The 11,209-nt window shown below is 61.0% G+C and carries 11 protein-coding genes; 5 read left to right on the forward strand and 6 right to left on the reverse strand.

The features are described from left to right. The 4 genes from FBY10_RS28130 to antA form a co-directional block, all read right to left on the reverse strand. Complete coding sequence (locus tag FBY10_RS28130) at positions 1-1,407, reverse strand: amino acid permease (RefSeq protein WP_145338522.1); 1,407 nt, start codon at positions 1,405-1,407, stop codon at positions 1-3. Positions 1,408-1,464: 57 nt separating this feature from the next. After that, positions 1,465-2,472: an anthranilate 1,2-dioxygenase electron transfer component AntC gene (gene antC, locus FBY10_RS28135; protein ID WP_145338521.1), complete on the reverse strand. Its 1,008-nt coding sequence runs from the start codon at positions 2,470-2,472 to the stop codon at positions 1,465-1,467. Between the two features lie 67 nt (positions 2,473-2,539). After that, positions 2,540-3,031 carry an anthranilate 1,2-dioxygenase small subunit gene (gene antB / locus FBY10_RS28140; protein WP_053131958.1) on the reverse strand — a complete coding sequence of 164 codons (492 nt, stop codon included), beginning with the start codon at positions 3,029-3,031 and terminating at the stop codon, positions 2,540-2,542. Beyond that, the gene (gene antA / locus FBY10_RS28145; protein ID WP_131700229.1) at positions 3,031-4,422 is read right to left on the reverse strand and encodes an anthranilate 1,2-dioxygenase large subunit; all 1,392 of its coding nucleotides are present in this window, start codon (positions 4,420-4,422) and stop codon (positions 3,031-3,033) included. The genes antB and antA overlap by 1 nt, the downstream gene beginning before the upstream one ends. A 312-nt stretch (positions 4,423-4,734) precedes the next feature. Between antA and FBY10_RS28150 the strand changes: the two genes are divergently transcribed. Continuing rightward, positions 4,735-5,727, forward strand: coding sequence for a helix-turn-helix domain-containing protein (locus FBY10_RS28150; RefSeq protein WP_131700230.1), 993 nt, complete (start codon positions 4,735-4,737; stop codon positions 5,725-5,727). A 30-nt stretch (positions 5,728-5,757) separates the two neighbouring features. Here the strand turns inward: FBY10_RS28150 and FBY10_RS28155 are convergent, their stop codons facing one another. Next, positions 5,758-6,633, reverse strand: coding sequence for a LysR family transcriptional regulator (locus FBY10_RS28155; RefSeq protein WP_131700231.1), 876 nt, complete (start codon positions 6,631-6,633; stop codon positions 5,758-5,760). A gap of 114 nt (positions 6,634-6,747) precedes the next feature. On the opposite strand from FBY10_RS28155, the gene FBY10_RS28160 reads away from it, so the two are divergent. From FBY10_RS28160 to catA, 3 genes are read left to right on the forward strand one after another with little or no spacing between them, the layout of a single operon-like run. Continuing rightward, positions 6,748-7,875, forward strand: a complete 1,128-nt coding sequence (locus FBY10_RS28160; protein WP_145338520.1) for a muconate cycloisomerase family protein — start codon at positions 6,748-6,750, stop codon at positions 7,873-7,875. A gap of 11 nt (positions 7,876-7,886) precedes the next feature. Next, positions 7,887-8,177: a muconolactone Delta-isomerase gene (gene catC / locus FBY10_RS28165; protein WP_131700233.1), complete on the forward strand. Its 291-nt coding sequence runs from the start codon at positions 7,887-7,889 to the stop codon at positions 8,175-8,177. A gap of 41 nt (positions 8,178-8,218) precedes the next feature. Continuing rightward, on the forward strand, positions 8,219-9,148 hold the full coding sequence (gene catA / locus FBY10_RS28170) for a catechol 1,2-dioxygenase (protein WP_131700234.1): 930 nt from the start codon (positions 8,219-8,221) through the stop codon (positions 9,146-9,148). Positions 9,149-9,227: 79 nt separating this feature from the next. Here the strand turns inward: catA and FBY10_RS28175 are convergent, their stop codons facing one another. Beyond that, complete coding sequence (locus FBY10_RS28175; protein ID WP_003176072.1) at positions 9,228-9,701, reverse strand: Lrp/AsnC family transcriptional regulator; 474 nt, start codon at positions 9,699-9,701, stop codon at positions 9,228-9,230. Positions 9,702-9,845: 144 nt separating this feature from the next. Between FBY10_RS28175 and kynU the strand changes: the two genes are divergently transcribed. Beyond that, entirely contained in the window at positions 9,846-11,096 is a 1,251-nt protein-coding gene (kynU, locus tag FBY10_RS28180; protein ID WP_145338519.1) for a kynureninase, read from the forward strand. The last annotated feature ends 113 nt before the right edge of the window (positions 11,097-11,209 follow it).

Here is an 11,209-nt window from a genome sequence, read left to right on the forward strand (position 1 = left end):
TCAAATGCGGGAGGCGGCGACCGCTTTCGTCTTACTCACTCGCAACCGGTAGGCCACATAGATAATCCCCACCCAAACCGGCATCGCATACACCGACTCGCGAATGCCCGGGATCGCCAGCATCACGCTGATGATCATCAGCATGAACGCCAGGCACAGGTAGTTGCTGAACGGGAACCAGAAGGTCTTGAACGACGGCGTCACACCTTGCTCACCCATGGCTTTGCGGAACTTGATGTGGGTGATGCTGATCAGCGCCCAGTTGATCATCAGCGAGGCAACCACCAGCGCAAACAGCAACTCCAGCGCACTCTTCGGCGCCACGTAGTTGACCACCACGCACAGCATCGTCACCAACGCCGAGATCGCCAGGGCCCGCAGTGGTACGCCTTGCTTGTTGAGCTTCATCAGCGCTTTTGGCGCATCACCTTGCTCGGCCAGGCCGAACAGCATGCGGCTGTTGCAGTACACGCCGCTGTTGTACACCGACAGTGCCGCGGTCAGCACCACGAAGTTGAGGATGTGGGCGGCGGTGTCGTTGCCGATCAGCGAGAAGATCTGCACAAACGGGCTGCCGCTGTAGGCATCGCCCGACGCGCCGAGGGTTTGCAGGAGTTGATCCCATGGGTACAGCGACAGCAGCACGGTCAATGCGCCGACGTAGAAAATCAGGATCCGGTACACCACCTGGTTGATCGCTTTCGGGATCACCTTGCGTGGCTCGCTGGCCTCGGCAGCGGTGATACCCACCAGCTCCAGGCCGCCGAACGAGAACATGATGAAGGCCATGGACATCAACAGCCCCATGCCGCCATTCGGGAAGAACCCGCCGTGGCTCCACAGGTTGCTGATGGACGCTTGCGGGCCGCCGGTGCCGCTGAACAGCAGGTAGCAGCCGAGCACGATCATGCCGACAATCGCCACCACCTTGATGATCGCAAACCAGAACTCGGTCTCACCAAAGAATTTAACGTTCAGGGTGTTGATCAGGTTCACCGCGACAAAGAACACCAGTGCGCTGACCCAGGTCGGGATCTCCGGCCACCAGAACTGGATGTACTTGCCCACGGCGGTCAGCTCGGCCATGCCCACCAGCACGTAGAGTACCCAGTAGTTCCAGCCGGCCAGGAAGCCCGCGTAACCGCCCCAGTATTTGTGGGCGAAGTGGCTGAACGAGCCGGCCACCGGTTCTTCGACGATCATCTCGCCGAGCTGGCGCATGATCAGGAACGCGATGAAACCGGCAATCGCGTAGCCCAGGATCATCGACGGCCCTGCCGACTTGAGTACCCCGGCCGAACCGAGGAACAGCCCCGTGCCAATCGCCCCTCCCAAGGCGATCAACTGAATATGCCGGTTCTTCAGGCCACGCTTGAGGCCTACCGGGTTAACCATGTCATCCGCCATTAACGTTCCCTTCTACTTGTTTTTCTCGGGGTAGAACCCCTCAGAAGTGCTGAGGCGTCAGATATTACTCTGCGTAAACTTTTCGTAATACAGCTGAACGCCATCAAGTGCCTGATCCGCCAGCCATTGTTGGATGGATTCGACCATCGGAGGGGGGCCGCACACGTACATATCCGCCAATCCGTCGCGCAATTCGGCCAGGTCGAAATGGTCGGTGAGGTAGCCGCGCTTGCCAGGCCACTCGGGCGACGGTGCGCTCAGCACTTCGGTGTAGCGAAAACCGGGGATTTTCGAGGCGTATTGATGGATACGCTGCGCTTCGCATAAATCCTCAGCCCCGCGCACGCCGTAATACAGGTGCACGGGCTGCTCGCAGCCCGTGGCGGCCAGTTCATCGAGCATGCCGAGCAAGGCAGACAATCCGGTACCGCCGGCCACCAGCACCAACGGTTTGCTGACATGACGCAGGTAGAACGCACCCAGCGGCGCCTCGATCAGCAACGCATCGCCGACGTGGCAACGGTCACGCAGGTAGTTGCTCATCACCCCATCCGGCAGCAGGCGGATCAGGAACTGCAGCTGATTGCCCGGCAGGTTGGCGAAAGAGTAGGAGCGCCAACCGTCCGTGCCGGGCACCGAGATGCGCGCATATTGACCCGGTAGAAAATCCAGCGACGCGTCCAACCGCACCGTCAAGATCGCCGTACTGGCCGACACCTGCTGCACCTCGCTCACCGTGCCGCGCACCTGCACCGGCCCCGGCGCATTGCACAGGCTTGAATCAAAGTCGAAGTAGAACGCCGCGTCGGACTTCACTCGGGTCTGGCAACTGAGCATCTTGCGCTGTTGCAGGTCGAGGCTGGAGAGGGCTTCCTCGTCCACATAGTCCTGGGTGTAATCCCCCGACTCGCACCGGCCCTGGCAGGTGCCGCACACGCCTTCGCGGCAATCCAGGGGGATCTTGATGCCATTGCGCAGTGCCGCATCCAACAGGATTTCATTCGCGCCCACCGGGAAAAACAGCGTCTTGCCGTCGGCAAAACTGAAGGCCACTTTGTGATTCATGTAGGGGCTCCGCATATTGATGACGTGCGCACAACCTGTGGCAAGTCCGCTCGCCACAAAGGCGTGTTCATAGGTGATAGAAATCCAGCACCGAATTGATGGTGTCGTTAAGCAGCAGCGCATGCTTGCGGGTGATCAGCCAGCTGTCGCCATGGGGCTTGAGGCGATAGGTGGCATGCCCGTAGAACTGCTCCGACGTGGCCAGCCGATAGAACAGCGTGTGCCAGTTCAACCGGACCTCCAACGTGCCATCCGCCTGCTCGGCGATGCGCACGTTGTTGATCAGGTGCAAGGTGCGCGGCATCGGTGTGGCAGACGCCGCTTTGCCGGTGCGCAGGCGGAACACGCGGTCTTCCAGGCCCGAACGGTTGGCGTAATAGATCAGTGACATCTCACGCTTGGGGTCGCGGGTGTAGACGTGCTCCGAGTCCCATTGCGGCAGGTGAAATTCGCTCTGCGGGTCGAACAACTGCACATAGGCGTCCCAGTCCTGGGCGTCGCACAGCTCGGATTTACGGTAGAAAAACTGCTCGATCCGGTACTGCAATGGCGCATTCATCATTTCACCTCCCGCAGTTTCAGCGCTTGTTGATCCAGGCCCTGGAGCAGGAACTGCTGCCAGTTGCGGTGCTGGTTGACGTACAGGCCTTCATGGGTGAACTCGGTGCCGGTCATGGCCGGTTGGATGCCGATGGCCTCGCTGTTCGGCGTTGGCCCGGTTTCCCAGCGATGGCTGCCGCGTGAGATATCGCTCCAGCGTTCCAGGCGGCCTTGGAAACCACGCTGGGCTTCGCGAAACTCCACGAGGTCGTCCGGCGTGCCCATGCCCGAGACGTTGAAGAAGTCCTCGAACTGGCGAATACGGTTTTCGCGGTCGGCGTCGGATTCGCCCTTCACCCCCAGGCACTGGCTGATGATCTCGGTCTTGTTCCACGCCACCGGGCGGATGATGCGCAACTGCGAGCTGATCTGGTCGAGGAAGAACAGGCTCGGGTAGATATTCAGGTTGCGCAGGCGGTGCATCATCCACTCGGCCTTCTGCTGGCCGTGCTCTTGCACCAGGCGCGGCATGATGGTGGCGTAGCCGGAACGCACGCTGGGGTTGGGCATGTCGCTGAACAACACGCTGTGGCCATTGTTGAAGGCGAACCAACCGTCATCGGTGTTGGCGTCGCCGGCGCCGAGCTTGCTGTAGTCCAGGGTGCTGGCGGACCCGGTGCCGTTCTCGGTGTTCACCTGCTGGCGATGCTGCACCGTGGCCACGTAGTTGTAGTGCACGGTGCTGACGTGATACCCGTCCAGGCCGTTTTCGTTTTGTAGTTTCCAGTTGCCGTCGTAGGTGTAGGCAGACTTGCCCGGCAGCACCTCCAACTCACCGGTGGCAGACTGCGCGACCATCATGTCGAAGAACACTTTGGCGTCGCCGAGGAAGTCTTCCAGGCTGTCACGGCCATTCACATCCAGGCTGATGAAGACAAAGCCCTTGTAGCTGTCGATGCGCGCCTTTTTCAGGCCGCGTGTCGCCTTGTCGAAACCTTCCGGATATTCCCCCGGCGCCTTGACCTTCACCAGCCGGCCATCGCTCTTGTAGCACCAGGCGTGGAACGGGCAGGTGAAGGTCGACTGGTTGCCCTTGCCGACCCGGGTGAGGGTGGTGCCGCGATGCTGGCAGGCGTTGACCAGCGCATTGAGCCGGCCCTCGCCATCGCGGGTGATGATCATCGGCTGGCGCCCGGCACGCATCGTCACGAAGTCGTGATGATTGGCCAGTTCGCTTTCGTGGCAGGCGTAGATCCAGTTCTTCTCGAAGATCAGCTCCATCTCCAGGTCGAACAGCTCGGGCTCGGTAAACATGTCGCGGGCGATACGGAACACTGCGTCTGCCGGACGAAAATCCAGGCAGCTTTCGATAAAGCTTTTCCATTGCTCGACGCTTCTTGCACCACTCATGGGAGGCACCTTTTGATCATGGCTAAACAGGTGAGCCATTAAGAGGCTGCGACAAGGGGGCGGGCTATCCACTTAATGGGGGAAGGTGGGCCGCAAAGTTGGGCAGCAAATACCCACGGCGGTGCGGGGCGGTGACGCGACGCGCTACCGTCTGGCGAGGCAAGGGGCGTCAACACCTGCGGTTTATCCACATAGTTGGCGGTTGCTATCCACCCGGTTGCAATCGGGCCGGCGTGGCGTAGAACTTGCTGTGGAACCACAACGACGCGCCGCCAGAGCGCGCAACAGCCTAACCGCCGTGGGTGCACCCTGATGAGTAGCCAGACACGCGATATTCATATTCAACGCTTCGACCTCGAAGGCGCCCGCAGCTGGATGTCCGGCATTTGCGGGCCCCATCGCCTGGCGACGGCCACGCCCGAGCGCCTGCGCTTTCATCACAGTGCCAACGTGTTCAAGTCCCGCGCCACCACCCTGGGGGTGATCGAATACGGCACCGACGTGACCATCGATATCGAAGACGCCGAGCACTTCAGCAGCTACAGCGTGAGCCTGCCGCTGGTGGGCGAACAGGCGTTGAGCAAGAACGGTGAGTGCCTGGGTTCCAACCGCGATCAGGGCGTGATCATCGCGCCCAACGAGCACCAGGTGCTGGCGATTTCCGGTGACTGCCGCAAGTTGCAGGTGGTGATCACGCGGGCGGCGATGAGCGAATCGCTGGAAGGCTTGCTGCAACGGCCTATCGAAGCGCCGCTGCAATTTGAACCGGTGATGGATGCGGTGGAGGGCGCTTCGGCGTCGTGGTGGCGCATGGCGCGTTATTTCATCGCCGAGCTGGAAGGCAGCAGTGAGTTGTATGAGCAGGCGGCGTTTACCCGTGACCTGGAAAGCTCGCTGATCAAGGGCCTGATCCTCGCCCAGCCGAACAACTACTCGGAAGAACTGCGTGACGTGCTGGGGGTGAAACTGCCCCATTACCTGATCCGTGCGCGCCAATACATTCACGCCAACGCCCGCGAGGCGCTGCACCTCGAAGACCTGGAAGCCGCTGCCGGCGTGTCGCGGTTCAAGCTGTTCGATGCGTTTCGCAAGTACTTCGCCCTGTCGCCCATGGCCTACCTGAAGAAGCATCGGCTGAATGCAGTGCGCCAGGAAATCCTTGAGCACGGTTCAATCCGCACCATCTCCGAGATCGCCCTGGGCTGGGGCTTTACCCACCTGGGGCGGTTCTCGGCGGAGTATCGAAAACTGTTCGATGAGTCCCCCAGCCAGACGTTGCAGCGCAAGCGTATGCGCAGTACTTGAACCTGATGAAGATCAACATGTGGGAGGGTTTCAGATCAGTTCTTCAACCAACTGCAGGCAATGACTAAGCCCTGGCGACTGATCATTCACCCGTCGGCTCAGAATGATCGGCGAGGTCGCCGTCGCTTCTACAACCGGCGTGTAGCCAATATCCGCGCGATGCAGCACCTGCACCGATGCCGGCACCAGCGTCACGCCCATGCCCGCACCGACCAGGCCGATGGCGGTCTGCAATTCGTTGGTCCACTGCGCCACCTTGAGGCTCAGGCCGTGGGCGTCGAACAGCGCGATCACATGGTCGGCATAGCTGGGGCGCGGGTTGCCGGGGTAGAGCACAAACGGCTCGGCGGCCAGTTGGGCGAGGGTCGCGGGGGCGCCCAACAAGGGGTGGCCGGCGGGCAGCACGGCGACCAACCGATCCTCCACCAGCACGCGCTGGACGATGGCCGGGTCGTCGATACGAATGCGCCCGAAACCCACATCGATACGCCCGGCCTTGAGCGCCTCGACCTGCTGCAAGGTGGTCATTTCCGACAACCCCAGTTCCAGCTCCAACGCCTCATGGTTGCGCAGCCGCCGAATCAATTCCGGCAGCACGCCATACAAGGTCGATGGGGCAAAGCCAATGCCCAGCCAGGTCTTCTCGCCCTGGCCGATGCGTCGCGTGTTGTCGCAGACTTTGTTCAACTGCTCGAGCAATACATTGGCGTGTTCATAGAAAAACCGCCCGGCCTCGGTCAGCCGCAGCGGTCGGCCACGCTCCAGCAGAATCACGCCCAATTCCTCTTCCAATTGCTGGATCTGCCTGCTCAACGGCGGCTGGGCGATGTGCAGGCGTTCGGCGGCACGGGTGAAGTTGAGGGTCTGCCCCAACACCTGGAAGTAGCGCAGATGACGCAGTTCCATAACGGCTCCTTTCATACCTTGAGGGTATTGCTTGAGACTAATTCTATATTGGAAGCTAGGAAAAATGCGGCACAGAATCGACGTAAATCTATAAATAACCCAACGGGTATTGCCATGCCGATTCGCGCCATCGAGTCGATCGAGACCATTATCGTCGACCTTCCCACCCTTCGCCCGCACAAACTGGCGATGCACACCATGCAAAACCAGACCCTGGTGATCATCCGCGTGCGCTGCGCCGACGGCATCGAAGGCATCGGTGAATCCACCACCATCGGTGGCCTGAGCTACGGTAACGAGAGCCCCGACAGCATCAAGGTCAACATCGACCGTCACTTCGCGCCACTGCTGATCGGCCAGGACGCCAGCAATATCAACGCTGCCATGTTGCGCCTGGAGCGCAGCATTCGCGGCAACACCTTTGCCAAATCCGGTATCGAAAGCGCCTTGCTCGACGCCCACGGCAAGCGCCTGAACCTGCCCGTCAGCGAACTGCTCGGTGGGCGTGTGCGCGATGCGTTGCCGGTGGCCTGGACCCTTGCCAGCGGCAATACCGCCCAGGACATTGCCGAGGCCGAAAAGATGCTCGACCTGCGCCGCCACCGCATCTTCAAGTTGAAGATCGGTGCCGGTGAAGTTGGCCATGACCTGGCCCATGTCATCGCGATCAAAAAGGCCCTGGGCGAGCGTGCCAGCGTGCGCGTCGACGTCAACCAGGCCTGGGACGAGGCCGTGGCCCTGCGTGCGTGCAAGGTGCTCGACGACAACGGCATCGACCTGATCGAGCAGCCGATCTCGCGCAATAACCGTGGGGGCATGGCCCGGCTCAACCTGTCGAGCCCGGCGCCGATCATGGCTGACGAATCCATCGAGTGTGTCGAAGATGCCTTCAACCTGGCCCGTGAAGGCGCGGCCTCGGTGTTCGCCCTGAAGATCGCCAAGAACGGCGGCCCCCGCGCGGTATTGCGCACCGCTGCGATTGCCGAGGCAGCCGGTATCGGCCTGTACGGCGGCACGATGCTGGAAGGGGGGATCGGCACCCTGGCGTCGGCGCATGCCTTCCTTACGCTGGACAAACTGGCGTGGGGCACCGAGTTGTTCGGCCCGCTGTTGCTGACCGAAGACATCCTTACCGAGCCGCCGCTGTACCGCGACTTCCAGCTGCATGTCTCCCATTTGCCGGGCCTGGGCCTGGCCATCGATGAAGAGCGTCTGGCGTTCTTCCGTCGTGACAAACACTAAGAGGCGCCGCCATGTTGTTCCACGTAAAAATGACCGTGAACCTGCCCGTCGATATGAACCCCGAGCGCGCCGCCAGCCTCAAGGCCGACGAAAAAGCCCTGGCTCGACGTTTACAAGAGCAAGGCAAATGGCGCCACTTGTGGCGCATCGCCGGGCTCTACGCCAACTACAGCGTGTTCGACGTCGACAGTGTGCAAGAACTGCATGACCTGCTGATGCAACTGCCGCTTTACCCCTACATGGCCATCGAAGTGAACGCCTTGTGCCGGCACCCTTCGTCGATCCATGCGGACGACCGCTAGGCCGGTTTTCACCCTGATAACTACAAGATGAGGAATGCACCATGTCCATCCGACTGTCCCAGACTGCCCATGCCCAACAGTTTCTCGAAGAAGCCAGCGGCAACTTCACTGACGGCGGCAACCCGCGTACCAAGGCGCTGATCTACCGGATCCTGCGCGATACGGTAAACATTATCGAAGACCTGGAAGTGACCCCGGAAGAGTTCTGGAAGGCGGTCAACTACCTCAATGAATTGGGCAAGAACCAGGAGGCCGGACTGCTCGCCGCCGGGCTCGGTCTGGAGCATTACCTGGACATGCTGATGGACGCCGCCGATGAGGAAGCCGGCAAATCCGGCGGTACCCCGCGCACCATCGAAGGCCCGCTGTATGTGGCCGGCGCGCCGCTGTCGAAGTACGAGGCGCGGCTGGACGATGGCAAGGACGAGGCGGTGCCGCTGTTTATGCGCGGGCAAGTGCGCGACACCGAGGGCAAGCCGTTGGCGGGGGCGATTGTCGATGTGTGGCAGGCCAATACCGGTGGCACCTATTCGTGGTTCGACCCGACGCAATCCGAATTCAACCTGCGCCGCCGCATCGAGACCGACGCCCAGGGCAACTACCGCTTTCGCAGCATCGTGCCCTCGGGCTATGGCTGCCCGCCGACCGGGCCGACCCAGCAGTTGCTCGATCAACTGGGGCGTCACGGCCAGCGGCCGGCGCATATCCACTTCTTCATCTCGGCGCCGGGGTACCGGCACCTGACCACGCAGATCAACCTGTCGGATGACCCGTACCTGCATGATGATTTTGCCTACGCGACGCGGGATGAGTTGATTGCCGAGATTCGCTTCAGCGACGATCCGCAACTGGCGCGGGAGTTTGGCGTGGAAGGGCGGTTTGCGCAGATTGATTTTGACTTTGAGTTGCAGGCCGCGGCAGCGCCGGTAGAGCAAAAACGCATGCAGCGGGTTCGTGCGTTGGAGGATTGATCAACACGGTCAAAAATGTGGGAGGGGGCAAGTCGAATCGTCGCACCGCCCCTCCCACATTCGAGCGATGGTGCTGCTCCTATTTGCGAACAACCAGATCAAGCACCTCATCCCGATCCTTGATCTTCTGCAACACAATCTCCGAGCGGATATCCATCACCCCCGCCGTGCGGTTCAGGTGGTTCACGATAAAGTCCGAAAAGTGCTTGAGGTTGCGCGCCTGCACGCGCAGTACATAATTGCTGGCGCCGGTGATCACGTAGGCGCTGGCCACTTCCGGCCAGCCCTGCACCTTCTTGATAAACGTCTCATGCCAATCCTCCACATCCTGGCGCAATGACAGGTGGACGATGGCCTCCAGTTCAATCCCCAGTTGCTCGGCATTCAACACCGCGCGGTAGCCGCTGATAATCCCTTCGCTTTCCAGCAGGCGTAAACGGCGCAGGCAGGCAGAGGGCGACAACGCGACTTTTTCCGCCAGTTCCTGATTGCTGATACGGCCATCCTGTTGCAGGAAATGCAGGAGGCGAAGGTCGGTGGCGTCGAGAATCATGATTAGAATAAATCCGCGTATTTTCGGTTGTTAGTCGAATTTCCTACAGCTTAATTAGCCTGTTACCCACCACTTTGCACGAAAATTCTCTAAATCTTCGTTCATTATTTACTGCATCCTCACTTATAAAAACCAGGACAGCCCATGACCCCTCGCAGCCATTGCCAAGCCCTTGACACCCAGGACCCGCTGGCGCCGCTACGTCACCAGTTCGCCTTGCCCCAGGACGTTATCTACCTGGACGGCAACTCCCTCGGCGCGCGTCCAGTGGCGGCGCTGGAGCGGGCGCAGGCGGTCATCGTGCAAGAGTGGGGCAATGGCTTGATCCGCAGTTGGAACAGCGCCGGCTGGGCCGACTTGTCCCAGCGCCTGGGCAACCGCCTGGCACCGCTGATTGGTGCGCGCGACGGTGAGGTGGTGATCACCGACACCACCTCGATCAACCTGTTCAAGGTGCTCAGTGCCGCCTTGAGCGTGCAGCGCCAACGGGAGCCTGCGCGCAAGGTGATCGTCAGCGAAGCGAGCAACTTCCCCACCGATTTGTACATCGCCCAAGGCCTCGCCGAGTTGCTGCAACAGGGCTATTCCCTGCGCCTGGTCAACAGCCCGGATGAACTGCCCGAGGCCATCGACGGGGATGTGGCGGTGGTGATGCTTACCCACGTCAACTACAAGACCGGCTACATGTACGACATGCAGGCGCTCACTGCCTTGAGCCATGAATGCGGCGCGCTGAGCATCTGGGACCTGGCGCATTCGGCGGGCGCGGTGCCGATCGACCTGCACGGGGCCGGTGCCGACTATGCGATTGGCTGCACCTACAAATACCTCAATGGCGGCCCGGGCTCCCAGGCGTTCGTATGGGTCAGCCCGACCCTGGTGGACCTGGTGCACCAGCCGCTGTCGGGCTGGTTCGGGCATACCCGGCAGTTCGCCATGGAATCCAGCTACGCGCCGAGCGCCGGCATCGCCCGCTACCTGTGCGGCACCCAGCCGATCACTTCGCTGGCGATGGTGGAATGCGGCCTGGAGATTTTTGAACAGACCGACATGGCCAGCCTGCGCAGCAAGTCCCTGGCGTTGACCGACCTGTTTATCGAGCTGGTTGAAAGCCGCTGTGCCGCCCATAACCTCGTGCTGATCACGCCGCGCGAACACGCCCGGCGTGGCAGCCATGTGAGCTTCGAACACCCGGAAGGCTATGCGGTGATCCAGGCCCTGATCGCCCGGGGTGTGATAGGTGATTACCGCGAGCCGCGCATCATGCGCTTTGGGTTTACGCCGCTGTACACGAGCTTTACCGAGGTGTGGGATGCGGTGGAAATCCTCGGTGAGATTCTCGATAACACCACTTGGGACCAGCCGCAATTCAAGGTCCGCCACAGCGTCACCTGAAGATAACGCAGATCAAAATGTGGGAGGGGGCTTGCCCCCGATAACAGTGTGTCAGTCGCCGGATTTGCAGGTTGATACACCGCCATCGGGGGCAAGCCCCCTCCCACAGGGGA

The sequence above is a fragment of the Pseudomonas sp. SJZ103 genome, assembly GCF_007828335.1.
Taxonomy (GTDB): domain Bacteria; phylum Pseudomonadota; class Gammaproteobacteria; order Pseudomonadales; family Pseudomonadaceae; genus Aquipseudomonas.